The organism is Microbispora rosea, from assembly GCF_900156315.1.
Taxonomy (GTDB): domain Bacteria; phylum Actinomycetota; class Actinomycetes; order Streptosporangiales; family Streptosporangiaceae; genus Microbispora; species Microbispora rosea.
On sequence record NZ_FTNI01000025.1, the window covers coordinates 25,871 to 48,549 of the forward strand.

A 22,679-nucleotide genomic window follows, 5' to 3' on the forward strand; every position below is an offset into this window, starting at 1 on the left:
CACCGGCGTGCGTACGTGTTCCGCGCCGGGTCGTGGGCGGACGGACACCGGTTACCCCACCAGTCTCCGTCCATGCGGCGACCGTCCCTCGGGCGGGGAAGGCACTCAGGAGTGGTCGATCTCCTCGATGACGCGGCCGCCCAGCTCACGCTGGATCAGGGCCATGCCGGACAGCTCGCTGACGTCCGCGTCGTCGTCGTTGAGCGGGTCCACGTCGTCGTCCGGACGGGAGGCCCCGCCCTTGCGGCCGGGCACCGTCTCCGGCCAGGCCTGCCGGGGACCGGTCTGGGCGGCGGCCCGCGCCGCCGACCGTGCCGCCGAGCGCGCCGCGGCCAGGCCGGGGCTCGGCGTGGGCCGCGAGGCCGGGGACGGTGACGGTGACGGGGCGTCGTAGTCGTCGGACGGCGCGTCCGGCCACGACTCGTCGGTCGCGGGGGGCGCGGCGGGTGTGGTGGGTGCCGCGGCCTTCCGCTCCGACGCCGGGGCGGCCTCGGGAGCGGCCGGCGCCGGCGCGGGCGCGGGCGCGGAGGGCGCGGCCGCGGCCGCGGCCGCGGCCGGCGGAGCCGCCGGCGCAGGAGGTGGCGTGGAAGGCGGCACGGAAGGCGGCGCGGGCGTCTGCGGGCCGGACGGCCCGCGCGTGGCGGGGCCGGCCGGGCCGGGGCCCGAACCGCCGACGACGACATCGACGCGCCAGGTGCCGCCGAGCACGTCGCCGAGCGCGGCGGCCACCACCTCGTCGCGCTTGCCCTTGAGGAAGCCCTGCACGTCGCCCGGCTTCTCGAAGCCGACGGTCACGACGTTGCCCTCGACGCCGAGCAGCCTGCCCTGGGCGTTGAGGATCATCCAGGCCACCCGCTGGCGGTTCTTGATCGCTTCGAGCACCTGGGGCCAGGCCTGCTGCACCGGCCCACCGCCCGCGGCCGGCGCCTGTGCCTGCTGTGCCTGTGCCTGCGGCGGAGGCGGCGCCGTCCCGGCGCCGGGCCGTACCGGAGTCGGCCAGTCGTCCGCGGCCGGGGCAGTCGGGGCAGCGGGGGCGGCGGCAGGCGCCTGAACCTGCGGCGCCGGTGCCGGTGCCGGTGCCGCGGGAGCCTGTGAAGCTGCGGGAACCTGTGGAGCTGGGGGAGCCTGCGGCGCGGCGGCGTAGGTCCCGGCCGCGGCGCCGCGCTCCAGCCGTTCGAGCCGGGTCAGCAGCGCGGCCTCGCCCTGGTCGGCCCCGGGCAGCAGCACGCGGGCGCACATCAGCTCCAGCAGCAGGCGGGGGGAGGTCGCGCCGCGCATCTCGGTCAGCCCGGCGTTGAACACCTCGGCCGCCCGGGTCAGCTCGGCGGGGCCCATCGACGCCGCCTGCGCCTGCAGCCGCTCCAGTTCGTCGGCAGGCCGGTCGAGCAGGCCGCTGCCCGCGGCCTCGGGGACGTTGGAGAGGATCACCAGGTCGCGGAAGCGTTCGAGCAGGTCCGTGGCGAAGCGGCGCGGGTCGTGACCGCCCTCGATCACCCGGTGCACGGCCTGGAACACGGCCGCGCCGTCCCGCTTGGCGAACGCGTCGACCACCTCGTCCAGCAGGTCGCCGTCGGTGTAGCCGAGCAGGGACACCGCCCGCTGGTAGGTGATGCCGGACTCGTCGGCGCCCGCGAGGAGCTGGTCGAGGATCGACAGGGTGTCCCGGGCCGATCCCGCACCCGCCCGTACGACCAGCGGTAACGCCGCCGGCTCGTACGGCACGGACTCGGAGTCGAGGATCTCCTCCATGAGCCGGCGCAGGGTCGCGGGCGGCATCAGCCGGAAGGGGTAGTGGTGGGTGCGGGACTTGATCGTCCCGATGACCTTCTCCGGCTCGGTGGTGGCGAAGATGAACTTGAGGTGCGGCGGCGGCTCCTCCACCAGCTTCAGCAGCGCGTTGAAGCCCTCACGGGTGACCATGTGGGCCTCGTCGATGATGTAGATCTTGTAGCGCGCCGAGACGGGGGCGAAGAAGGCCCGCTCACGCAGGTCGCGGGCGTCGTCCACGCCGCCGTGCGACGCCGCGTCGATCTCGATGACGTCGAGGTGGCCGGGCCCGGTGGGGGCCAACGCGACGCAGGACTCGCACTCCCCGCAGGGGTCGGGCGTCGGGCCCTTCTCGCAGTTCAGCGACCGGGCGAGAATGCGGGCGCTGGAGGTCTTGCCGCAGCCGCGCGGGCCGCTGAAGAGATAGGCGTGGTTGATGCGGCCGCTGCGCAACGCCTGGCGCAGCGGGTCGGTGACGTGCTCCTGCCCCTTGACCTCGGCGAACGTCCCGGGCCTGTACTTGCGGTACAGCGCAAGACTCATGCCGCCTCCTCGGAGGGTCGACCCGGCCGGAGTGCCCCGCTAACGGAGAGACCCCTCGCACACCCGCCAGAGCCCGCTTATCCTTGCTGCCTTCCGGCCCTGGGGAGGTTCACAGGATGACGCCGCGCGAGGGGTCCGCTGCACAGTCTAGCCACTCGACGGGTGTGCGCGGGCCGTCGAGACAACAGTCGAAACCACGCCGGAAAGTGGGCTAAGCTGTCCGACGGAGGATTCGCCTAGTTGGCCTAGGGCGCACGCTTGGAAAGCGTGTTGGGGGCAACCCCTCAGGAGTTCGAATCTCCTATCCTCCGCGCTTGGTTGAGCAGCAAAAACGCGAAAGGCCCGGTCCATCCAACCGGGCCTTTCGCGTATTCGGATTCACCAGGGCACGTGCCCGGCGTCGTCGAAGAACGCGCCGGTCGGGCCGTCGTCGGGCAGGGTCGCCAGCCGGATCGCGATCGCCGCGCCCTGCTCGGGCGTACGGACGCCGCGGAAGCCGTTGAGGTCGGTCGCGCAGAAGCCGGGGCAACCGGCGTTGATCAGGATGTTCGTGCCGCTCAGCTCCTTGGCGTACTGCACGGTGACGGCGTTGAGAAACGTCTTAGACGGCGCGTACGCGGCGGAGATCGGGCCCGTCTCGGCGCCGGGAGTGGTCTGCCGGGTGAGAGAGCCGACGGTGCTGGACATGTTCACGATCCGCGGCGACGCCGAGCGGCGCAGCAGCGGCAGCATCGCGTTGGTGACGCGGATGACGCCGATCACGTTGGTCTCCACGGCCGCCCGCATCGTGGCGGGGTCCACCGTGGTCGGCGTCTGGGGCATGCCCCCGGTAATCCCCGCGTTGTTGACGAGCACGTCGAGACGTCCCGCGCGCTCCTCGATCAGCCTGGCGGCGGCGGCCACGCTCGCGTCGTCGGTCACGTCGAGCGGCACGCCGAACGCGTCGACACCGGCCGCGCGCAGCTTCTCCACCGCGGACTCCCGGGGCTCGTCACCCCGGGCGCCGACGCCGACACTCCAGCCGAGGGCGCCGAGGCCGACCGCGATCTCGTATCCGATCCCCTTGTTCGCGCCGGTGACCAGCGCGATCGTCTGTTCGCTCATGGATCTCATCCTGTCCGCGCCCACCGCGAAACCTCCAACACCGTTTGGGTGGGCATCGATACCTCCCCGATATCGATCGCCCGCTTCCGGCGATACCGTGGCGGCATGGAGACGCGTGAGCTGCGGTACTTCGTCACCGTCGCCGAAGAGCTGCACTTCGGGCGGGCCGCGCAGCGGCTCGGGATCGCGCAGCCGCCGCTGTCGCGGGCGATCGGGCAGCTCGAACGGCGGCTCGGGGTGACGCTGCTGGAGCGCACGAGCCGCTCCGTCGCGCTGACCGCGGCCGGGTCGGTGCTGCTGCGCGAGGGCCGGGCCGCCCTCGACGCGGTCGAGGCCGCCGAGCGCCGCACCCGCCGTACCGCGCTCGCCGCGACGGGCAGCCCCGGCCTGGTCCTCGTCACGAAGGCCGGAGCGGCCGGCGAACTGCTGCCGAAGCTGCTCGACGCGTACGCCGCCGAGCCGGGCGCGGTCGCCGTCGACGTGCTCCTGTGCGGCATCGGCGAGCAGGAGCGGCTGCTGCGCGACGGGCGGGCCGACGTGGCGCTGCTGCACCGGCCTTTCGACTCGGCGTCCGGGTTCGACACCGAGGAGCTGCGCACGGAAGGTCAGATCGTGGTCCTGCCCGCCCGGCATTCCCTGGCCTCCCGGGCGCACGTGCTGATGGCCGACATCACCGCCCTGCCCGGACTGCCGATGCCGCGCTGGCCGAACCTCGACGGCACCTATCCGGACGGTCCAGGCCCGCAGGTCCGCGATCATACGCAGCTTCTTCAGACGATCGCGCTCGGCCGGGCCGCGGCTGTGCTGCCGGAGTCGACCCGGGCCTATCTGCCCTCCGGCCTCGCCGCGGTGCCGGTGCTGGACGCCCCGGAGGTGACGACGTTGATCGCGTGGCCGCCGCACAGCCGCTCGCAGGCCGTCGCCGGCCTGGTCCGGGCCGCCACCCGTCTCTAGGTTGGGGCGCATGGAACAAATCTGCTTCCCGGCGATTCCGAGTGCGGGGAACCTCGACGTCCGGTGGATCCACGGCTCTGAGTCGGCCAAGCACAACACCGACCCCGACATCCAGGTGCACCGGTATGACGAGCACACATACGTCCTGCGGCAGAACAAGGCGATCAACTACGAGGCGCCCTTCATGTTCCTGATGTTCGGGAACGCCCGGGCCCTCCTGCTCGACACCGGCGCGACCGCCTCACCCGCGTACTTCCCGCTGCGCCGGACGGTGGACGAGATCGTGGACCGCTGGCTGGCCGATCACCCCCGCGAGGGCTACGGGCTGCTCGTCGCCCACACGCACGGCCACGGCGACCACATCGCGGGCGACGGCCAGTTCCGCGACCGCCCGGACACGGTGATCGTGGACCCCGCGGCGGAGCGCGTACGCGAGTTCTTCGGGCTCGGCGACGATCTCGACGTGCCCGGGACCGTCGACCTGGGAGGCCGCGTTCTGGACGCGGTGGCGAGCCCCGGGCACCACGGCTCGGCGGTGACCTTCTACGATCGGGCCACCGGCCTGCTCCTGACCGGTGACACCGTCTACCCCGGGCGGCTGTACGTCGCCGACTGGCCGGCGTTCGAGCAGACCATCGACCGCCTGGTGAAGTTCGCCGAGTCCCGTCCCGTCACCCACGTTCTCGGCTGCCACATCGAGATGACCGGCGTGCCGGGCGAGGACTACCCGATCCGCACCACGTATCAGCCGGACGAGCCGCCGCTCCAGATGACGGTGGAGCAGCTGCGGCGGATCCGCGACGCGGTGGCGGAGATCGGCGGCCGGCCCGGCGTCCACGTCCATCCCGACTTCATCGTCTACGCCTAGCGATCCGGTCAGATCCAGCCGCGCAGCAGCATGCGGCTCAGCCAGACGTCGTACGGCACGGGCACGGCGGTGAGCACGGGCGACAGCCACCAGAAGTTGACCAGTGCGAGCAGCGTGAACGCGCCCACCACCGCCGCCCCCGTGGAGCGCCGCACGGCCGGCGCGCCCGGCGGCCCGAGGACGAGCCCGCACGCCAGCACGAGCCCGAGGACCATGAACGGCACCGCCGGGAGCGCGTAGAACAGGTACATCGTGCGGTCGTCGGCCAGGGCGAAGTAGAACCACGGCAGCCATCCCGCGCCGTAGGCGAGCAGGACGGCGCCCGCCCGCCAGTCGCGGGTCCGCAGATAGCGGACCACCATCGCGATCAGCGCGAGCAGCCCGCCGTACCAGATCACCGGGGTGCCGGTCCCGAGGATCTCCTGCGAGCAGGAGGCGGCGCCGCACGTGCCGTCGGGCGACCGGTAGAAGAACGCGACCGGCCGCAGCAGCAGCGGCCAGGTCCACGGGTCCGACTGGTAGTCGTGGTGCGAGCTCAGCCCCTGGTGGAAGCCGAACACCTGGCTCTGGTAGCGCACCAGCGAGCGAAGCGAGTCGAAGACGAAGTAGGCCCAGCCGTTCGCGGTCGCGCGGTCCCAGTTGCGGCCCCATCCCCCGGCCGAGGCGAACCATCCGGCGAACGACGCGACGTACACGACGGCCGGCACGGCGCCGAGCCAGGCGAGGCCGAGCGGCCAGTCGAGGCGGGCCGCCTGCCGGCAGGGCCGGGGCAGGCCGACGGCACGCCTGGCCCCGCAGTCCCAGACGAACGTCATGATCCCGAACGCCACGACGAACAGCAGGCCGGTCCACTTGGTCGCCGTCGCCGCGCCCAGGCACACGCCGGCCGCCAGCCGCCATGGCCGTGCGCCGAGCCGTGGAGCCGGCCCGTGCAGGGGGGAGGTGCGATACCACTCCGTCAGGCGGGCGCGGGCCGCGTCGCGGTCGGCGACCAGGCAGGCGAAGCCCGCGAGCACCCAGAACATGAGGAAGACGTCGAGCAGCGCGGAGCGCGACAGCACCAGATGCAGGCCGTCGAGCGCCAGCAGCAGACCGGCGAGGCAGCCGAGAAGCGTCGAGCGGGTCATCCGGCGGGCGGTCCGCGCCAGGACCAGCACGCTGAGCGTGCCCGCGAGCGCGGCGACGCAGCGCCAGCCGAAGGGCGTGACGCCGAAAAGCCACTCTCCCGCGCCGATGAGCCATTTGCCGAGCGGGGGGTGGGCGACGTACGCGGCGCACTCCTCGACCGTCCCGCACGCCCTGAACACGTCCGTGCCACCGCGGGCGAACACCTGGTCGGCGCCGTCGGCGAACTGCCGCTCGACCCCGAACCTGATCAGCGAGTAGGCGTCCTTGGCGTAATAGAGCTCGTCGAAGACGAGCGCCTGCGGGACATCGAGACGATAGAACCGGAGGAATCCCCCGAAAGCGGCCACGGCCAGCGGGCCGAGCCACCCCCGCCCGCCCGGCATCGGCGGCACCAGCCGGGGTAGTGCGGTCAGAGGCACGCGGTGATCCTAACCCGGCAAAACGCGAAGATCAGGGCAAGACGGATCCGGCATGGCGACCGTCCTGCATGATCACCGCCATCCGGGGCAGTAGCCCCGCCAACCACCGGCAACTCCATTGGGAGCGTCGCAGATGGATTTCGATGACCGAGCGCAACTCGACGCCTCGCAGGTCGAGGACGTCGGCCGTGGAGGCGGGTTCCGCGGCGGGGGTCTGGCCGTCGGCGGCGGAGCCGCCGGCATCATCGCCCTCATCGTGGCCCTGATCTTCGGCGTCAACCCCGGCAACATCACCGGCGGCGACGACCCCGCCGGCCTGCAGCCGACCAGCGATCTGAGCGCGCAGTGCAAGACCGGCGCCGACGCCGACCAGTCGGAGAAGTGCCGGGTCGTGGGCGTCGTCAACAGCATCCAGAAATACTGGAGCGAGCAGATCCAGGGGTACTCCGGGGCGAAGACCACGCTGTTCTCCGGCGGGGTGCAGACCGGCTGCGGCGCCGCGGACTCCTCCGTCGGCCCCTTCTACTGCCCGACCGACAAGCACGTCTACCTGGACCTGTCGTTCTTCGACGAGCTGCAGTCGCGGTTCGGGGCCAAGGGCGGCCCGTTCGCCCAGGCGTACGTGATCGCCCACGAGTACGGTCACCACGCGCAGGACCTGCTCGGCACGATGAACCGGGTCGGCCAGGACCAGGGCGCGGAGAGCGGCTCGGTGCGGCTCGAACTCCAGGCCGACTGCTACGCCGGCGTGTGGGCCAAGAACGCGGTGGACACCGGTTTCTACGCCGAGCCGTTCACCGACGCCGACATCCAGGAGGCGCTCGACGCCGCCGCGGCGGTCGGCGACGACCACATCCAGGAGCAGGCCCAGGGCAGCGTCAACCCGGACGCGTTCACCCACGGCACCTCCGCCCAGCGGCAGAAGTGGTTCACGAACGGCTACTCGTCGGGCGACCCGGCGCGCTGCGACACCTTCTCCGGGGGCATCTGAGACCTGAAAAGGGCCTTGGGCGCGAACCTTTGCGTCGTCTCCTAAACTACATACCGTGATCTTTAAGTTGGTCGGTGACGGACGGCCCTATCCAGAGCACGGACTGTCGTCCCGCGAGTGGGCGCAGATCCCGCCCCGGCAGGTCCGGCTCGACACACTGGTCACCACGAAGGCGGTGCTGGACCTGCACTCGTTGCTCGCCAAGGACTCGACCTTCTACGGCGACCTGTTCCCGCACGTGGTGCAGTGGAAGGGCGAGCTGTACCTGGAGGACGGCCTGCACCGCGCCCTGCGCGCCGCCCTCCACCAGCGCTCGGTGCTGCACGCCCGCGTGCTGGAGGTGCAGGACTAGCCGGACGCTCCCTGGGCGAGATCAAGTGTCTGACTGCTTCGGTAGCCTTGCGGTCATTTGACTTGACCAGCCCTAGAAAGAAGGGAGCCGGGCAGTGCTCGACGACGCCGGACTCCACGCCCTCCGCGAGGCGGCTCGGCTGTCTCCGGACAACCTTCCCCTGCGGCGCCACCTCGCCGAGCAGCTTCTGACCAAGGGTTACCTCGCAGAGGCCGAGGCCGAGTTCCGCGCCGCCCTCGTGCTGTCACCCCAGGACCCGGACGTCATCGCCGGTCTCGCGGAGGCCTTCGTGCGGCAGAGTGCGTACGGCCCCGCGCTGTCGGCGCTGGAACCGCTCCTGGCGGCTCCCGGCCACGCGCCGCGCGCCGGGTTGCTCGCCGCCAGGGCGCTGCTGGGCGAGGGCGACGTGGCGGGGGCGGCGCGCCGGTATCACGACGCGGTCTCCCGTGATCCCTCGCTGGCCGACCCCGACCTCGCCGCCCGGCTGACGCCCCAGCCCGCCACGCCGCACGCGCCCGAAACACCCCCGGACAACGCCGAGCGCTCCGGTGTCACGTTCGCCGACGTGGCCGGCATGGAGGCGGTCAAGGAGGCGCTGCGGGTGAAGCTCCTGCTCCCCGTCCAGCAGCCCGAGCTGTTCGCCGCGTTCGGCAAGCGGGCGGGCGGCGGAGTGCTGCTGTACGGCCCTCCGGGCGCGGGCAAGACCCACCTCGCCAGGGCCGCGGCCGGCGAGCTCGGCGCGGCGTTCATCAGCGTCGGGCTGGCCGACATCCTCGACATGTACATCGGCTCCAGCGAGCGCAATCTGCGGGCCACGTTCGAGATGGCCCGCCGCAACCGGCCGTGCGTGCTCTTCTTCGACGAGGTGGACGCGCTGGCCGCGCGCCGCTCCGACATGCGGCAGGCGCACACCCGGCAGCTGGTCAACCAGTTCCTGGCCGAGCTCGACGGCGTGGAGGAGAACGCCAACGAGGGCGTCCTGGTGCTGGCGGCCACCAACGCGCCCTGGTACATCGACGTGGCGTTCCGGCGTCCCGGGCGGTTCGACCAGATGGTGTTCGTGCCCCCGCCCGACGCCTCGGCCCGCGCCGCCATCCTGCGCATCCTGTGCCGCGACAAGCCGCTGGCCGAGATGGACTACGACGCGGTGGCGAAGGTGACGGACGGCTTCGTGGGCGCGGACCTCAAGGGCGTGGTCGACCGCGCGGTGGAGACCAAGCTGCGCCAGTCGATCAGCGCGGGCCGTCCCCTCCCGCTGACGACCCACGACCTGCTCGCCGTGGCCCAGGGCACGAAACCGACGGCCGTCAAGGAGTGGCTGGGGACGGCGCGCAACTACGTCCTGCACGCCAACGACTCCGGCGCATGGGACGAGCTGATGCCCTGGATCGACGGCAAGAAGGGCAGCAGAGGCAGATGGTGACCGCCGCGGCACCGCTTGAGCGGGCGCGGACGCTGCTGGAGCTGAACCGTCCGGTGGAGGCCGAGCGGGAGCTGCGGGGCCTGCTCGCCCAGGACCCCCAGGACGTCAACGGGCACGCCTTCCTCGCGGTGGCGCTGGCGCAGCAGCGGAGGCCGGCCGAGGCGATCGGCGAGGCCGCGGAGACGGTACGGCTCGCGCCGGACCACTGGTTCCCGCACTACGTGGCTGGTCAGGCGTACTACCGGGCGGGCCGGCCCGGGGAGGCCGCCGACGCCACGAGGGCGTGCCTGGAGCTCGCCCCCGAGCACGCGCCGGCCTGGGAGCTGCTGGCCCGGGTGCACATCCACGTCGAGCAGTGGCCGCAGGCGGCCGACGCGGCCCGCCACGGGCTCGCCCTCGCGCCCGAGGACGCCGACCTGGCGAGCCTGCTCGCGGTGGCCCTCACCATGCTCGGCGACGCCGCCGGGGCGACGGAGGCCGCCGCGCGGGCCGTGGGGCTCGACCCCGAGAGCGCCCTGGCCCACCTGGCGTACGGACGCGCGCAGCTCGCCTTCGGCTCACCCGGCGAGGCCGCCCGCGCGTTCCGCGAGGTGCTCCGCCTGTCGCCGGGGTTCGACCAGGCCAGGGACCTCCTGGTGGCGGCGCTCAAGCGGCGCAACCCCGTCTATCGCCTGCTCGCGCGGCTGCGCGGCACGTTCTTCGGCGGGTGGCGGATGCTGTTCCTGCTGCCGGTCGCGCCTCCGGTCATCGCTTTGTTCGTCCTCATCGCGCTCCTGCACTGGGCGGCCTGGGTGGCCGAGGCGGCCACCACCCTGCGCCTGGCCCGGGCCAGGGCCACCCGGCTGCTCTTCGAGGGCACGGAGGCCCGCGTGGCCCTCGTGTGCTGCTGCCTACTGGTCATCGGCGCGGTGCTGCTCGTGACGGGCGTGGCGACCGCCCAGGAAGCCGTGGGAATGGGCGGCGCGGCGGTCCTGGCGCTGATCACCCCCGTGCAGGAGGCGGCGCACACGAGCGCACCCCGGGGCCGGGCCGTCCTGTACGGCTGGGCGGTCCTCCTGGGACTGGCCGCCGCCCTGGCGATGGCCCTGTCCTCCCCCTCCGGCGCGCTGCTCACCGCCTATGCCGGGCTGGCCGGCATCTGGGTCGCGGCGGGCGTACGGCGGCTGGCCGGGAGCCGGGCGGCGAACGCGCTCTGACCGGCCGCGCCGGGCGGCACCCCTGAACGCACGAAAGCCGCCGACCCCTGTGATCAGGACCGGCGGCTCTCACGTCGAGCGGTGGAGGTGGGATTTGAACCCACGGTAGGTTGCCCTACACACGCTTTCGAGGCGTGCGCCCTCGGCCACTAGGCGACTCCACCGCGCAGCAGCTTACCGGACGAACACCACTGCGCGTGCATCCGTTTTCTTCCGCCCGCCGGCTCAGGCGCGGCGGCCCGAGAAGAACTCGGTCAGCACGGCCGCGCACTCGCCCGCCAGCACGCCCATGACCACCTCGGGCCGGTGGTTGAGCCTGCGGTCCCGCAGGACGTCCCAGAGCGATCCGGCGGCCCCGGCCTTCTCGTCCACCGCGCCGTACACGACGCGGTCCACCCGGGCGAGGACCGCGGCCCCGGCGCACATCGTGCAGGGTTCCAGCGTGACGACGAGCGTGCAGCCCGTCAGCCGCCAGTCGCCGATCCGCGCCGCCGCCGCGCGCAGGGCGAGCAGCTCGGCGTGGGCCGTGGGGTCGGCGCTCGCCTCGCGGTCGTTGCCCGCCGCGGCGAGCACCTCGCCCGGCGCCCCCGACCCAGGCCGTGACGGGCCGAGCACGACGGCCCCGACCGGCACCTCGCCGCGCTCGCCCGCTCGTACGGCCTCCGCCAGCGCCAGCCGCATGGCGGCCTCGTACGCGTCCGAGGGCGAGCCGGTCACCGCAGCCGGTCGAGCTCGTCGGCGAAGCCGAGCCGTTCGGCGATGAGGGAGAGGATGTCGGCGGGCAGCACGCCCTCCTCCATGCTGAGCTCCACGAGCTCCTCCGCGCTCAGCGAGAAGTCGCCGAGCAGCTCCAGGTCGCCGACGGGACGGATGCCGAGGTCGGGCGCGTCCTTGTCCACCACGACGCCGGCCAGCTCGGCGAAGATCTCGCCCAGGGGGTCGTTCTGCACGGCGTGCGCGTCGGAGATGAACACGCGGGGGTCGAGGTCGTCCTCATAACGGATGATCGCGAACCACTCGTCCTCGACCTCGACGCAGAGCAGCGCGAGCTCGTCGCCGTTGAGCCCGAGGGCCTCCTGCAGGGCGTCACTGAGGTCGTCGGCGATCTCGGCCTCGCCGAGATCGACCTCGGCGCCGGCCCAGCGGCCGTCGATGCGGGCGAAACCGGCGGAGAAGAGGTTGGATCTGGAGGGCATTGCCGTCTCCCCAGGTCAGCCGATGGCGGCGTCGACGGCGCGTTCGAACGGCTGGGAGAAGCCCAGCCGCGCGGCGATGCTGGACAGGACCTCGTCGGGCAGCAGATCGAGGTCGCCGGACAGCGCGCCCAGCTCCATCTCGTCGAGCCCGAGGTCGGCGAAGATGGACAGGTCCCCGGCGGGAAGCACGCTGTCGAGCTCCTCCTCCTCGGGCACGGGCACGTCGAGGTATTCGAGGACCTGCTGCGCCAGCGGCCACTCCCAGGCGGCCGTGATGTCCGAGAGGAAGACGTCCACCTGCTCACCGAAGACCCGTAACGCCACGAAGAAGTCATCCCCTACGGCGACCATGCCAATCGTGGTCCCCATGCTGGGGGTCTGGCGGAGGGCGTGAATGAGTCCGTCCAGGTCCGAGGTGAGCGCCACCGGGAGCATCTCCGCCTCCCAGCGGTCCTCCTCGCGATAGACGACGATGGCGAAGTCAAGTGTGTCCACGTCTGTCATCGTCTTCCCCACCGCGCGCTCTTCACGCAGGCAATGGTCGCAGAATCGGAGTCACACCGTACGGTGCTCACTCCAAATCGTGATCAAAGACTCAGCCGACGTCGAGAGTCTGCCCAGGAGACGGTAACTTTTCTACCCATGGAGACCCTCGTCGTCGACCACCCGCTCGTCGCCCACAAGCTCACCACTCTCCGCGACGTGCGGACCGACTCGCCGACGTTCCGCCGCCTGGCCGACGAGCTGGTCACGCTGCTCGCCTACGAGGCCACCAGAGACGTCCGGGTCACCGACGTGACGGTCGACACACCGCTCACCCCCACCCACGGCGTACGGCTGGCGCGCCCCGCGCCGCTCGTGGTGCCGATCCTGCGCGCGGGGCTGGGGATGCTCGACGGGATGACCCGGCTCCTGCCGACCGCAGAGGTGGGCTTCCTGGGCATGATCCGCGACGAGTCCACGCTCAAGGCCCAGACCTACGCCACGCGACTGCCGGAGGACCTGTCCGGCCGGCAGTGCTACGTGCTCGACCCGATGCTCGCGACGGGCGGAACCCTCGCCGCGGCGATCAACTTCCTGTTCGACCGCGGCGCCCGGGACGTCACCGCGATCTGCCTGCTGGCCGCCCCCGAGGGCATCGCATACCTGGACGAGGCGTTCCGCGGCGGCGACCGGCCGATCCGGGTGGTGACGGCCGCCCTCGACGAACGGCTGAACGAGAACGGCTACATCGTGCCCGGCCTCGGCGACGCCGGCGACCGCCTGTACGGCGTCGTCTGACTCCTGCCGGCCGCCCGTCTCCCCGGGGGCGATTTCCCCGGGGTCTGATTTCTCTTCCTTTCCGCGTGGTCCGTCCCTATCTCACCTCTGGTTACACTGCGCGCCCAGTAGGGTACTCAGTGTGATGACGACGTCACCTCGCGCTCTCGCGAGCGGCGCGCCACCAGGGAGAGCGATGATCCAGCATTCGGCCGACGAGCACTACGAACAGCTCGAGGCCCTGCTCAGGGACGAGTTCGCGGAGGTGCATCCTCCCGCGACGGTGACCCGGTGCGTTCAGGCCGCCCACCACGGCGCCATCGAGGTCACCGGACACGCGCACCCCGCACTGGTCGAGCGCATCGCCCGCAAGCATCTGCGGGTCCTGGCGACCGCCGCGGCGGAGCGGGGCTGACGGCCGTCACGATCACGAAAACCCGTTGGCGATTAGCCGCTTTACCAAACGGGGCGTCTGGGTAATGTATTGGTCATGGGAGTGGTGACGGCGGTGCAGGCGAAGAAAGTCATCAAGTGGACGCTCATCGTGTCGGCGGGCTTCTACCTGCTCACGAGACCGACTGACGCGGCTCAGACGGTCCACGGGGCCTTCAACGGAATCATCAGCGCGGCCGACTCGATGGCGCAGTTCTTCGCCACCCTGACATGAGACTTGTGACCCACGGGGACTCGGCCCCGTCGTCGGTCAACCGTTACCTCCTCCCCCACGAACAACAAGTCATCATGGTCCGGCGTCACCCCGCCGTCCTCCTGCGCCCTATCGCCGAGATCTTCGGCGGCCTCATCCTCGCCGGAGTCCTCAGCAAGTTCCTGAGCGACAACGGCGCAAGCCAGGCCCTCGCCCTCGTCTGGTGGGCCTGGCTCCTCCTGCTGGTTCGATTCGTTTGGAAGGTCGCGGAGTGGTCGGTCGACTACTTCGTCGTCACCTCCCAGCGCATGCTTCTCACCACGGGCCTCATCACGCGCAAGGTCGCGATGATGCCCCTGAGCAAGGTCACCGACATGAGCTTCCAGCGCTCGCTCCTCGGCCGCATGCTCGGCTACGGCGAGTTCGTGATGGAGTCGGCCGGCCAGGATCAGGCCCTGCGCACCGTCCCCCACATCCCCTATCCGGAGACGTTGTACCTCGAGGTCTGTCAGATGATCTTCCCCAGCAAGGACGGAGACGACGACTGACCGACGGTCCACCGTCCGATATCTCGACACCGTGATCGAACCTTCACCGTCGTGATTCTTGACGGAGGGTTACACGATTCGGTCGCTTCGTGCCATTATGGCGACACTATTGACCCTTCCCCCGCCCTGAGAGACCAGATGCCGAGTCAGGGAACCATCGGCGACCGCGTCCGCGGATTGCGGTTGAGCAGGCGCATGTCACAGGCCCAGTTGGCCGGACCCGACCTGTCCGACAGTTACGTCTCACTCATTGAGTCCGGAAAGCGGACGCCCACACCGGTCGTTGCCCGGTTACTCGCCGAGCGGCTCGGTTGCACCACCGAGTTCCTGCTCCACGGGATAGAACCCCGGCAGCGCATCGACACCGAGCTCGGCCTGCGACATGCCGAGCTCGAGCTGTATCACGGCGATCCCGCCGTGGCGGCCGACCGCTTCGGCGAGATCGTCAAGGCGGCGGGTGAGGACAACGCCATGCTGGCCGCCCACGCACGCCTCGGTGTGGCGCGGGCGCTGGAGGCCCAGGGCCGCATCGGCCGGGCCGTCGAGGCGTACGAGCGGCTGCGCCGCGAGGCCGCCGCGCACCCCGAGCGCCTCGCCGACCTGCCGCTGACGGTGGCGCTGTGCCGCTGCTACCAGCGGGCCGGCGACCGGCTGCGGGCGCGCGACCTCGGCGCCCAGGCGCTCGGCCAGATCGACCGGCTCGGCGTGATCGAGGGCGAGTTGGCCGTCGAGCTGGCGCTGGCGCTGGTGGAGGTCGAGACCGGCCTGCCGTACGTCGAGCGGGTGCTGTCGGCCGCGGGTCCGGCGCACGCGAGCGACCGCAGCACGGAGATCCTCGCGCTGTGGCAGGCCAGCGTCACGGCAGCCGAAGGCGAGGACTCGGCCCTGGCCGTGCAGCTCGCGGAGGACGCCCTCGCGGCGGGCCGTCCGGCCCGGATCGCCGTGCGCCGTGCGCGCATCGCGATGCACTGGGCTCGCATCACCGCGGCGGATCCCGAAGGTGCCGATTTGGATCGAGCCAACGACCTGGCGAAGTCCGCGGTGGACGTCTTCGCGGGCTTCCCGGCCGAGCGGCAGAACCACGCGCGGAGCCTTGTGGTGCTGGGTTTCGTACGATTCCGGACCGGAGACGCGGAATCCGCAGCCGCACTCGCCGGTGAGGCACTGGATCTATTGGACGGCGCCAAGGGGACCACCGCGGCGACCGCGAACATGGTCCTGGCCGAGATCGCGTTGGCACGGTCCCAAGATCCGGCTGCCGCGCTCGGTCGTGCTCACGACCTGCTGGACGACGAGGCGCCCGACCGGGAGACCGCCCGGGCCTGGCGCATGCTCGGCGACCTGTGGGGACAGGCCGGTGCCCTCGACCGGCAGTCAGGGGCATATCGTAGAGCCCTGGAAGCGGTCGGAATCCGCGTGAACATACCGGGCTCCATGACCACGACGGTGCTCGCTCGATAGCCTCCCCTGGGGCTCCGGACTTGTTCTGGAGGCTCTGGAATAATGAGGGTCTACCACTCATTCCATCATCGGATGATTGGCAACCCAAAGGAGGCTGACGTGAGCCTGCGGACGGCGCAGCGGGCGTCTCTCGTGGACCAGGTGATCGACCAGCTCAAGGAGCAGATCACCTCCGGCTCCTGGCAGATGAATGCCAAGATTCCCACCGAGACGGTGCTCGCCGAGCACCTCGGGGTCGGCAGGAATACGGTCCGTGAGGCGGTCCGCGCGCTGACGCACGCCGGACTGCTGGAGTGCCGACAGGGCGACGGCACGTACGTGCGGGCCACCAGCGAGCTGTCGGGTGCGATGGCCAGGCGGCTGCGTGCTGCCGAGCAGCTGGAGATCCTGGAGGTCCGGCGCGCCCTGGAGGTCGAGGCGGCCCGGCTCGCGGCGACGCGACGGACCGGCGGGGACGTCGCGTCGATCGAGGCCGCGCTGGCCGCGCGCGAGAAGGCATGGTCGGGCGGCGACCCCGACGCGTTCGTCGAGGCCGACCTCGCCTTCCACGTGGCGGTCGTCGAGGCTACGCACAACAGGGTGCTGATCGACCTCTACAGCGACTTCTCCGCGGCGCTGCGGGCGAGCATCGCGGCGGCCGGCGGCTCCCTGGAGCAGAACTACATCCCCCACGACGCGATCGTGCGCGCGATCGTCGCCGGCGACGCCACCGCGGCCGAGCGGGCCGGTCACGCGTGCATGGAGCACATCCTCATCGCCCTCACCGACTCCGCCGCCATCCCCTCCTGAGCCCCGCCCCGAAACCCCACCGCCCGGCGGGGCCGCGCGAACGGCACCCGCGGGGCCCGATCAGGCGAGCACGCGGCCAGGCAAGCGTGCTCAGCCGAGCCGCAGGGACATGACGAGGTAACGGAAACCGGGGTCCTCGCCCTCGTCGGTGATCAGCGCGGGACGGGTCGGCGAGTCCATGTGGAGGCGCGCCCGCCCGGTCTCGACCCCCGCCAGCCCGTCGAGCAGGAAGTGGGGCTGGAAGGCGATCTGGATGTCCGGACCCGCCAGCTCGGCCTCGACGACCTCCGCGCCCCTGCCGATGTCACCGCCCCCGGCCTGGATCAGCACCTGTCCCTGGGAGAACGACAACCGGACCGCGGCGTTGCGCTCGGCGACCAGCACGACGCGCTTGACGGCCTCCACGAACGGTCCCACCTCGACGTCCGCGTGGATCGTCCACTCTGAGGTCAGCCGGGACCGGTAGTCGATGAACTGGTCGTCCAGCAGCCGCACGGTCGTCGTGCGTCCCTGGCTCTCGAAACCCGCCACGTTGTCGCCCAGGCCGATCGCCACCTCGCCGCCCCGGAGCGATCGGGCCACCTCGACCAGCACCCGCGCCGGCACGACCACGCCGTGCTGCGCGTCCTCCCGCTCGGGATGCCACAGGAACTCGGCGGCGGCGATGCGGTAGCGGTCGGTCGCGGCCATCGACATCCGCGTGCCCTCGATGTCCACGCGGATGCCCGTCAGCATGGGCAGCGTGTCGTCGCGGCTCGCGGCGGCGGCCACCTGCCCGACAGCGGTGGCGAACGCGCCGCCGCCCACGGCGCCGACCTTCGGCGGCATCGGCGGAATCGCGGGGAAGTCCTCGTCCGGCATCGTGATCAGCCCGAACTCCGCGCTGCCGCAGGTGAGCACCGCCTCCGAGCCGCTTCTGACGATCTCGACGGGCCGGGCGGGCAGGCTCCGGGTGATCTCGGCCAGGACCTTGCCGGGAATCAGCACCCGCCCCGGCTCGGCGACATCGGCCTCGACGTCGGCACGGGCCGAGACGTCGTAGTCGAAGGCGGACACCCGCAGGTCGTCTCCCGCTTCCAGCAGCAGGCCCGCGAGGACGGGCACGGCGGGCCGGGCGGGCAGCACCCGGGCCGCCCATGCCACCGCGTCGGCGAGCACATCGCGGTTCACCTGGAATTTCATCCCGACCTCCTGCCTGTGCCACGACTCGCTCCCAACGTAGCGGCCCGCACCGACAATCCCGGCGGTGCTACTTGCTGTTGAGGAAGGCGAGCACGGCCAGCACGCGGCGGTTGTCGTCGTCGGAGGCCGCGAGGCCGAGCTTGGTGAAGATGTTCGCCGTGTGCTTGCCCACCGCGCTGTCGCTGAGGAACAGCCGCTGCCCGATCGCGGCGTTCGACCTGCCCTCGGCCATCAGCTCCAGCACCTCGCGCTCCCGGGGGGTGAGGCGGCCGAGCGGTTCGTTTCGCGCGTTGCTCGCCAGGAGCCGGGCGATCACTTCGGGGTCCATGGCCGTCCCGCCGGCCGCGACCCGGCGTACGGCGTCGACGAACTGCTCGCCGTTGAACACCCGGTCCTTCAGCAGGTAGCCGACGCCGCCGGACCCGTCGGCCAGCAGCTCCCTGGCGTACAGCTGCTCGACGTGCTGGGAGAGCACGAGGACCGGCAGGCCCGGCACCTGCCGCCGCGCGGCCAGAACGGCCTGCAGCCCCTCGTCGGTGAAGGTCGGCGGGAGCCGCACGTCCACGACGGCCACATCGGGACGCTCCCCCACGAGCGCGGTGAGCAGCTCGGGGCCGGACTCGACCGCCGCGACCACCTCGAAGCCGTGCGCGCGCAGCAGGGCGACCAGACCCTCCCTCAGCAGGTGGAGGTCTTCGGCCAGCACTACGCGCACCCGCCGCCCTCCGTTTCCCTGGTCCGCACCGTCGTCGCCAGCGCGACGGCCAGCAGGCCGCCGCCGAGCAGAATCATGCCGACGATGGCCGGCCACTGGAAGGGCCCGGGCATGTACAGGGCCAGGAACCAGGACTTCACCGGCGACCCCACCAGCTTGAACACCATCGCGACCAGTCCCTGCGGGAACAGCGCGATCGGCCACAGCGCCCAGCACAGGCGGCCGAAGTAGCGCCACGGGGTCGTCGGCGCCGGCCTCGTCCGGAACGCCCGGGGAAGTTCGATGACGGCCGTGGTCGGGCCGCCCACCGGGCTGTTCACCGCGAGGACGCCGTCGAAGGCCCCGAGCCTGCGCTCGATTCCGCGCAGGCCGGTGCCGCGCTCGGGGTCCGCGCCGCCGTGGCCGTCGTCGGTCACCGTCACGCGCAGCGCCGGGCCCTGCGCGCTCACGTCCACCCACGCCTCGGTCGCGTCGCCGTGCCTGGCGGCGTTGGCCAGCAGCTCGCTCACCGCGAAGTACGCCGCCGACTCCAGCGGCGCGGAGGCCCGCTCGGGCAGGTCGACGGTGACGTGGACGCGCAGCGGACTGTCCAGGGCGAGGGCGCGTACGGCGTCGCCGAGGCCGCGCTCGGCCAGCACCGGGGGATGGATGCCGCGCACCAGCCGCCGGATCTCCTGCAACGCGGTCGCCGACGCCTCCCTCGCCTTGCCGAGCAGCGCCCGGGCGGCCTGCGGGTCGCTTTCCAGCAGTTGCTCGGCCGCGCCGATCGTCATGCCGATCGCCACCAGGCGGGCCTGCGCGCCGTCGTGCAGGTCACGCTCGATCCGGCGCAGCTCGGCGGCCTGGGAGTCGACGGCCTCGGTGCGGGCGGCGTCGAGGCGGGTGACCCGCTGGGCGAGCCTGGCCTTCTCCGTGGGCCCCAGCAGCGCGGCGGCGACCTGGCCGTGCAGGCGCACGGCCCACGGCGCGTACCAGGGCGCGACGATCACCGCGAGCAGGATCCAGACCGCGCCCATCGCCGGGTTGCCCCCGGCCGCCCACGCGACGCCGTACGCGACCGCCAGCAGCGGAGCGGCGGCCACGAATCCGCCGGCCAACGGCGCGGAGACCAGGAAGGCGAGGTCCCGCCAGGTGGCGGGGTCCTTGGTCATCCAGTTCCACCGCTTGTTGAAGGCCGGGATCGTGGGCTTCCTGTAGAGGGTGCGGCCGTCGCGATACCAGCCGTCGGCCTGTGGGACCGGCGGGGGCGGCGCGGGCCGGTACGGGTCGTCGATCGGCACGCCCGACCAGCGGGAGGCCAGCCCGCGCTGCCGCCGGGTCACGGCCCGCGCGAACCGTACGGCCGGCGGGAAGACGAAGACCAGGCCGACCAGGAAGGTGAGCATCACCGCCACGAGCATCGCCAGGCCGGCGGCCAGGCCCAGCAGGGCGAGGCCGGCGAGGGCGGTGCTCCGGGCCAGGGCGGTGAGGGTCGAGCGAGCTGAGGCCATGTGTTCAGTCTGGGCGCTGACGCCGGGCGGGCACAGTGGGCGAAGCCGCCCGATGGGGGTGGAGGAAAGTGCACCCCCATCGGGTCCGCAGCCGCATTCCGGGCCGCCCGCCAGATTCCTAGCGTCGTCGGCATGGCAATCATCACCGTGGACCACCTCCGCAAGACGTACGGAACGCGGGTCGCGGTCGAGGACGTGTCGTTCTCCGTGAAGGAGGGCGAGGTCTTCGGCATCGTGGGCCGCAACGGAGCGGGCAAGACGACGACGGTCGAGTGCGTCGCCGGGCTGCGCACCCCCACCGCGGGCACGGTCACCGTGGACGCGGACCTGAAGGAACAGGTCGGCGTGCAGCTCCAGGAGTGCTCGCTGCCCGACAAGATCCGGGTCGGGGAGGCGCTGGCGCTCTACGCCTCGTTCTACTCCCGGCCGGCCGACTGGCGGGCCCTGGCCGCGGAGGCCGGGCTCGACCTCCGCGCGCCCTTCGGGAAGCTGTCGGGCGGGCAGCGCCAGCGGCTGTCGGTCGCGCTCGCGCTGGTCGGCAGCCCGCGCGTCGCGATACTCGACGAGCTCACCACCGGCCTCGACCCGCGTGCCCGCCGCGAGACCTGGGAGCTGATCGCCCGGATCAGGGAGCGCGGCGTCACGATCCTGCTCGTGACCCACTTCATGGAGGAGGTGGAGCGCCTGTGCGACCGGGTCGCGGTCATCTCCCGGGGGCGGGTCCGGGCGGTGGACACCCCCGCCGGACTGGTCGCCCGCGCCGGCGGCGAGCAGCGCCTGATCTTCCACACCGACGATCCCGTCGACGGCCTGCGGGCGCTGCCCGAGGTGGCGTCGGTCACCGTCGCCGACAGGAACGGCACGGAGGTCACCGTCACCGGCACCGGCGACCTGTTGAGCGCCGTGGCCGCCGTGCTGCCCCCGTCCAGGACGCGGGGCCTGCGCATGGAGCGCACCTCCCTCGACGACGCGTTCCTCGTTCTCACCGCCGAATCCCTCACCGGCAAGGAGGAGTCATGACGAAGTCCTTCGGAAAGCTCGCGGCCGTGGAGGCCCGGCTCTTCCTCCGCGAGCCGATGGCGGTGTTCTTCGCGATCGTGCTGCCGGTGGGACTGCTGCTGGCGCTGGGCCTGACGATCCCCGGTTTCCGGGACGCGGATCCGTCGCTGGGCGGGCAGCGGTTCGTGGACGCGCCCTTCACGGCGATGATGGTGCTGCTGTCGGTCGTGACGCTCGGGCTCAGCGTGCTGCCGAGCAGCCTCGTGATCTACCGGGAGCGCGGCGTGCTGCGGCGGCTGTCCACCACGCCGGTGCGGCCGGGCGCGCTGCTGTCCGCCCAACTGCTGATCAACGTGGTCGTGTCCGTGGTCGCCACCACGCTGACGCTGGTGCTGGGTCACCTGGTCCTCGGGGTGCCGCTGCCGGGCTCCCCCTTGGCGTTCGTGGCGGTCTTCGTCCTCGGCACGCTCACCGTCCTCGCCATCGGGCTGCTGCTGGCCGCCGTCGCGCCGAGCTCCCGGGTCGTCCAGGGGGTGGGCTCGACCCTCATGTTCCCCTTGCTGTTCCTCGCCGGGATGTGGCTGCCCCGGCCGCTGATGCCCGAAATCCTGCGCCGGATCAGCGACTTCACGCCCACCGGCGCCTTCGGGCAGGGGCTGATGGACGCCCTGGGCGGGCACGCCCCCCAGCCGCTCCACCTCGCCGTACTGGCGGGCTGGGCGCTGGCCACCGGTCTCGTCGCGGCCCGGCTGTTCCGCTGGGAGTGATCGATGCGGGTACGGACGGCCCGGCGGCTACCTCGGAGGTAATCGCCGGGCCGATCGGCGACCCGATAGCGTCCAGGACGTGACCGTCGCAACGCCCTATCAGCGGCCGTTCGGTGAGCTCCTGCGTCAGTGGCGCGAGCACCGGCGGATGAGCCAGCTGGATCTGTCCAACCGCGCGGAGATCTCCACCCGGCACATCAGCTTCCTGGAGACCGGCCGGTCCACGCCGAGCCGGGACATGGTGCTCCATCTCTCCGAGCACCTCGACCTTCCGCTCCGCGAGCGCAACCACCTGCTGCTGGCCGCGGGCTACGCCCCCGTCTACGGCGAGTCCCCGCTCGCCTCGCCGCAGATGGCGGCGGTGTACGACGCGATCCGGCGGCTGCTGTCGGCCCACGATCCCTACCCGGCCGTGGTGGTGGACCGGCTCTGGAACCTCGTCGACGCCAACGACGGCATCGGGCTGCTGGCGGAGGGCATCGACCCCGACCTGCTCGGCAACGTGCTGCGGGGAAGCCTGCACCCCGAGGGGCTCGCCCCGCACATCGTCAACCTGGGCGAGTGGCGGGCGCACCTGCTCGGCCGGCTGCGGCGGCAGATCACGCTCACCACCGATCCGCAGCTCGCCGAGCTGTACGCCGAACTGCGCGAATACCCCTGCGACCAGCCCGAACCCGAGGTGGAGCTGCCCGGCCCCGGTGACATCCTCGTGCCGCTCCGGGTGCGGCGGGCCGGGCGGGAGCTGTCGTTCTTCAGCATCGTGGCCACTTTCGGCACCCCGCTCGACATCACGGTCTCCGAGCTGGCCATCGAGTCGTTCTACCCGGCCGACGCGGCGACGGCGGCCTTCCTCCGCGACACCTCTTCGTGATCATCCGGCG

24 protein-coding genes, 2 tRNA genes and 1 other RNA gene are annotated in these 22,679 nt (G+C 72.0%); 16 read left to right on the top strand and 11 right to left on the bottom strand.

Annotated features, from left to right (window positions below; translation table 11 throughout):
* Window positions 1-105: 105 nt before the first annotated feature.
* Together BXA11_RS29515 and ffs are read right to left on the bottom strand one after the other, a co-directional pair.
* Entirely contained in the window at window positions 106-2,310 is a 2,205-nt protein-coding gene (locus tag BXA11_RS29515; RefSeq protein WP_076439808.1) for a DNA polymerase III subunit gamma and tau, read from the bottom strand.
* A gap of 43 nt (window positions 2,311-2,353) precedes the next feature.
* An RNA gene (gene ffs / locus BXA11_RS29520) (signal recognition particle sRNA small type) lies at window positions 2,354-2,449 on the bottom strand.
* Window positions 2,450-2,535: 86 nt separating this feature from the next.
* Here ffs and BXA11_RS29525 point away from each other — a divergent pair.
* Window positions 2,536-2,621, top strand: a tRNA-Ser gene (locus BXA11_RS29525).
* A 67-nt stretch (window positions 2,622-2,688) separates the two neighbouring features.
* Here BXA11_RS29525 and BXA11_RS29530 read toward each other — a convergent pair.
* Window positions 2,689-3,414 carry an SDR family oxidoreductase gene (locus BXA11_RS29530; RefSeq protein WP_076439810.1) on the bottom strand — a complete coding sequence of 242 codons (726 nt, stop codon included), beginning with the start codon at window positions 3,412-3,414 and terminating at the stop codon, window positions 2,689-2,691.
* 105 nt (window positions 3,415-3,519) lie between these two features.
* Between BXA11_RS29530 and BXA11_RS29535 the strand changes: the two genes are divergently transcribed.
* On the top strand, window positions 3,520-4,368 hold the full coding sequence (locus tag BXA11_RS29535) for a LysR family transcriptional regulator (RefSeq protein WP_076439812.1): 849 nt from the start codon (window positions 3,520-3,522) through the stop codon (window positions 4,366-4,368).
* A gap of 10 nt (window positions 4,369-4,378) precedes the next feature.
* Window positions 4,379-5,236, top strand: coding sequence for an MBL fold metallo-hydrolase (locus tag BXA11_RS29540; protein ID WP_076439814.1), 858 nt, complete (start codon window positions 4,379-4,381; stop codon window positions 5,234-5,236).
* An 8-nt stretch (window positions 5,237-5,244) separates the two neighbouring features.
* On the opposite strand, the gene BXA11_RS29545 is transcribed toward BXA11_RS29540, so the two are convergent.
* Window positions 5,245-6,783, bottom strand: a complete 1,539-nt coding sequence (locus BXA11_RS29545; RefSeq protein WP_239105218.1) for a dolichyl-phosphate-mannose--protein mannosyltransferase — start codon at window positions 6,781-6,783, stop codon at window positions 5,245-5,247.
* A gap of 133 nt (window positions 6,784-6,916) precedes the next feature.
* Here BXA11_RS29545 and ypfJ point away from each other — a divergent pair, with 133 nt between their 5' ends.
* The 4 genes from ypfJ (at window position 6,917) to BXA11_RS29565 (ending at window position 10,745) form a co-directional block, all read left to right on the top strand.
* The gene (gene ypfJ / locus BXA11_RS29550; RefSeq protein WP_030508652.1) at window positions 6,917-7,774 is read left to right on the top strand and encodes a KPN_02809 family neutral zinc metallopeptidase; all 858 of its coding nucleotides are present in this window, start codon (window positions 6,917-6,919) and stop codon (window positions 7,772-7,774) included.
* 55 nt (window positions 7,775-7,829) lie between these two features.
* Window positions 7,830-8,126 (top strand): type II toxin-antitoxin system VapB family antitoxin, encoded by a 297-nt coding sequence (locus BXA11_RS29555; protein ID WP_030508651.1) that lies wholly within the window; start codon window positions 7,830-7,832, stop codon window positions 8,124-8,126.
* Window positions 8,127-8,220: 94 nt separating this feature from the next.
* The gene (locus BXA11_RS29560; RefSeq protein WP_076439816.1) at window positions 8,221-9,549 is read left to right on the top strand and encodes an ATP-binding protein; all 1,329 of its coding nucleotides are present in this window, start codon (window positions 8,221-8,223) and stop codon (window positions 9,547-9,549) included.
* Window positions 9,543-10,745 (top strand): tetratricopeptide repeat protein, encoded by a 1,203-nt coding sequence (locus tag BXA11_RS29565; RefSeq protein ID WP_076439817.1) that lies wholly within the window; start codon window positions 9,543-9,545, stop codon window positions 10,743-10,745. The genes BXA11_RS29560 and BXA11_RS29565 overlap by 7 nt, the downstream gene beginning before the upstream one ends.
* Window positions 10,746-10,824: 79 nt before the next feature.
* Here the strand turns inward: BXA11_RS29565 and BXA11_RS29570 are convergent.
* From BXA11_RS29570 to BXA11_RS29585, 4 genes are all read right to left on the bottom strand, one after another.
* Window positions 10,825-10,909, bottom strand: a tRNA-Ser gene (locus BXA11_RS29570).
* Window positions 10,910-10,970: 61 nt separating this feature from the next.
* Complete coding sequence (tadA, locus tag BXA11_RS29575; protein ID WP_076439937.1) at window positions 10,971-11,426, bottom strand: tRNA adenosine(34) deaminase TadA; 456 nt, start codon at window positions 11,424-11,426, stop codon at window positions 10,971-10,973.
* Window positions 11,427-11,458: 32 nt separating this feature from the next.
* Window positions 11,459-11,941: a tRNA adenosine deaminase-associated protein gene (locus tag BXA11_RS29580; protein ID WP_030508647.1), complete on the bottom strand. Its 483-nt coding sequence runs from the start codon at window positions 11,939-11,941 to the stop codon at window positions 11,459-11,461.
* A gap of 15 nt (window positions 11,942-11,956) precedes the next feature.
* Window positions 11,957-12,445: a tRNA adenosine deaminase-associated protein gene (locus BXA11_RS29585; protein WP_030508646.1), complete on the bottom strand. Its 489-nt coding sequence runs from the start codon at window positions 12,443-12,445 to the stop codon at window positions 11,957-11,959.
* Window positions 12,446-12,583: 138 nt separating this feature from the next.
* On the opposite strand from BXA11_RS29585, the gene upp reads away from it, so the two are divergent.
* The 6 genes from upp to BXA11_RS29610 all read left to right on the top strand — a co-directional run bounded on the left by upp (window position 12,584) and on the right by BXA11_RS29610 (window position 16,645).
* The gene (upp, locus tag BXA11_RS29590) at window positions 12,584-13,222 is read left to right on the top strand and encodes a uracil phosphoribosyltransferase (RefSeq protein WP_076439819.1); all 639 of its coding nucleotides are present in this window, start codon (window positions 12,584-12,586) and stop codon (window positions 13,220-13,222) included.
* A gap of 175 nt (window positions 13,223-13,397) precedes the next feature.
* Window positions 13,398-13,616: a hypothetical protein gene (locus tag BXA11_RS29595; RefSeq protein WP_030508644.1), complete on the top strand. Its 219-nt coding sequence runs from the start codon at window positions 13,398-13,400 to the stop codon at window positions 13,614-13,616.
* A 75-nt stretch (window positions 13,617-13,691) separates the two neighbouring features.
* Entirely contained in the window at window positions 13,692-13,868 is a 177-nt protein-coding gene (locus tag BXA11_RS43350) for a hypothetical protein (RefSeq protein ID WP_156080953.1), read from the top strand.
* On the top strand, window positions 13,865-14,395 hold the full coding sequence (locus BXA11_RS29600) for a PH domain-containing protein (RefSeq protein ID WP_030508643.1): 531 nt from the start codon (window positions 13,865-13,867) through the stop codon (window positions 14,393-14,395). The genes BXA11_RS43350 and BXA11_RS29600 overlap by 4 nt, the downstream gene beginning before the upstream one ends.
* A gap of 138 nt (window positions 14,396-14,533) precedes the next feature.
* Window positions 14,534-15,856: a helix-turn-helix domain-containing protein gene (locus BXA11_RS29605; RefSeq protein ID WP_036406927.1), complete on the top strand. Its 1,323-nt coding sequence runs from the start codon at window positions 14,534-14,536 to the stop codon at window positions 15,854-15,856.
* A 99-nt stretch (window positions 15,857-15,955) separates the two neighbouring features.
* Window positions 15,956-16,645 carry a FadR/GntR family transcriptional regulator gene (locus BXA11_RS29610; RefSeq protein WP_030508641.1) on the top strand — a complete coding sequence of 230 codons (690 nt, stop codon included), beginning with the start codon at window positions 15,956-15,958 and terminating at the stop codon, window positions 16,643-16,645.
* 90 nt (window positions 16,646-16,735) lie between these two features.
* Here the strand turns inward: BXA11_RS29610 and dnaN are convergent, their stop codons facing one another.
* The 3 genes from dnaN to BXA11_RS29625 form a co-directional block, all read right to left on the bottom strand.
* Complete coding sequence (gene dnaN / locus BXA11_RS29615) at window positions 16,736-17,827, bottom strand: DNA polymerase III subunit beta (protein ID WP_030508640.1); 1,092 nt, start codon at window positions 17,825-17,827, stop codon at window positions 16,736-16,738.
* Between the two features lie 67 nt (window positions 17,828-17,894).
* The gene (locus tag BXA11_RS29620) at window positions 17,895-18,542 is read right to left on the bottom strand and encodes a response regulator transcription factor (protein WP_076439821.1); all 648 of its coding nucleotides are present in this window, start codon (window positions 18,540-18,542) and stop codon (window positions 17,895-17,897) included.
* Entirely contained in the window at window positions 18,533-20,032 is a 1,500-nt protein-coding gene (locus BXA11_RS29625) for a sensor histidine kinase (protein ID WP_076439823.1), read from the bottom strand. The genes BXA11_RS29620 and BXA11_RS29625 overlap by 10 nt, the downstream gene beginning before the upstream one ends.
* A 132-nt stretch (window positions 20,033-20,164) precedes the next feature.
* Here BXA11_RS29625 and BXA11_RS29630 point away from each other — a divergent pair, with 132 nt between their 5' ends.
* The 3 genes from BXA11_RS29630 to BXA11_RS29640 all read left to right on the top strand — a co-directional run bounded on the left by BXA11_RS29630 (window position 20,165) and on the right by BXA11_RS29640 (window position 22,669).
* Window positions 20,165-21,052: an ABC transporter ATP-binding protein gene (locus BXA11_RS29630; protein WP_076439825.1), complete on the top strand. Its 888-nt coding sequence runs from the start codon at window positions 20,165-20,167 to the stop codon at window positions 21,050-21,052.
* Window positions 21,049-21,798 carry an ABC transporter permease gene (locus tag BXA11_RS29635; RefSeq protein WP_076439827.1) on the top strand — a complete coding sequence of 250 codons (750 nt, stop codon included), beginning with the start codon at window positions 21,049-21,051 and terminating at the stop codon, window positions 21,796-21,798. Before BXA11_RS29630 ends, BXA11_RS29635 begins: the two co-directional genes overlap by 4 nt.
* 79 nt (window positions 21,799-21,877) lie before the next feature.
* Window positions 21,878-22,669: a helix-turn-helix domain-containing protein gene (locus tag BXA11_RS29640; protein WP_030508635.1), complete on the top strand. Its 792-nt coding sequence runs from the start codon at window positions 21,878-21,880 to the stop codon at window positions 22,667-22,669.
* The last annotated feature ends 10 nt before the right edge of the window (window positions 22,670-22,679 follow it).

What these genes read in the sequence shown, in the direction of transcription:
- BXA11_RS29600 (WP_030508643.1), top strand. Translation starts at nt 13,865, where the DNA reads ATGAGACTTGTGACCCACGGGGACTCGGCCCCGTCGTCGGTCAACCGT.
- upp (WP_076439819.1), top strand. Translation starts at nt 12,584, where the DNA reads ATGGAGACCCTCGTCGTCGACCACCCGCTCGTCGCCCACAAGCTCACC.
- BXA11_RS29625 (WP_076439823.1), bottom strand. Translation starts at nt 20,032, where the DNA reads ATGGCCTCAGCTCGCTCGACCCTCACCGCCCTGGCCCGGAGCACCGCC.
- BXA11_RS29580 (WP_030508647.1), bottom strand. Translation starts at nt 11,941, where the DNA reads ATGCCCTCCAGATCCAACCTCTTCTCCGCCGGTTTCGCCCGCATCGAC.
- BXA11_RS29540 (WP_076439814.1), top strand. Translation starts at nt 4,379, where the DNA reads ATGGAACAAATCTGCTTCCCGGCGATTCCGAGTGCGGGGAACCTCGAC.
- BXA11_RS29635 (WP_076439827.1), top strand. Translation starts at nt 21,049, where the DNA reads ATGACGAAGTCCTTCGGAAAGCTCGCGGCCGTGGAGGCCCGGCTCTTC.
- dnaN (WP_030508640.1), bottom strand. Translation starts at nt 17,827, where the DNA reads ATGAAATTCCAGGTGAACCGCGATGTGCTCGCCGACGCGGTGGCATGG.
- BXA11_RS43350 (WP_156080953.1), top strand. Translation starts at nt 13,692, where the DNA reads ATGGGAGTGGTGACGGCGGTGCAGGCGAAGAAAGTCATCAAGTGGACG.
- BXA11_RS29605 (WP_036406927.1), top strand. Translation starts at nt 14,534, where the DNA reads ATGCCGAGTCAGGGAACCATCGGCGACCGCGTCCGCGGATTGCGGTTG.
- BXA11_RS29535 (WP_076439812.1), top strand. Translation starts at nt 3,520, where the DNA reads ATGGAGACGCGTGAGCTGCGGTACTTCGTCACCGTCGCCGAAGAGCTG.
- ypfJ (WP_030508652.1), top strand. Translation starts at nt 6,917, where the DNA reads ATGGATTTCGATGACCGAGCGCAACTCGACGCCTCGCAGGTCGAGGAC.
- BXA11_RS29565 (WP_076439817.1), top strand. Translation starts at nt 9,543, where the DNA reads ATGGTGACCGCCGCGGCACCGCTTGAGCGGGCGCGGACGCTGCTGGAG.
- BXA11_RS29630 (WP_076439825.1), top strand. Translation starts at nt 20,165, where the DNA reads ATGGCAATCATCACCGTGGACCACCTCCGCAAGACGTACGGAACGCGG.
- BXA11_RS29530 (WP_076439810.1), bottom strand. Translation starts at nt 3,414, where the DNA reads ATGAGCGAACAGACGATCGCGCTGGTCACCGGCGCGAACAAGGGGATC.
- BXA11_RS29595 (WP_030508644.1), top strand. Translation starts at nt 13,398, where the DNA reads ATGATCCAGCATTCGGCCGACGAGCACTACGAACAGCTCGAGGCCCTG.
- BXA11_RS29585 (WP_030508646.1), bottom strand. Translation starts at nt 12,445, where the DNA reads ATGACAGACGTGGACACACTTGACTTCGCCATCGTCGTCTATCGCGAG.
- tadA (WP_076439937.1), bottom strand. Translation starts at nt 11,426, where the DNA reads ATGCGGCTGGCGCTGGCGGAGGCCGTACGAGCGGGCGAGCGCGGCGAG.
- BXA11_RS29515 (WP_076439808.1), bottom strand. Translation starts at nt 2,310, where the DNA reads ATGAGTCTTGCGCTGTACCGCAAGTACAGGCCCGGGACGTTCGCCGAG.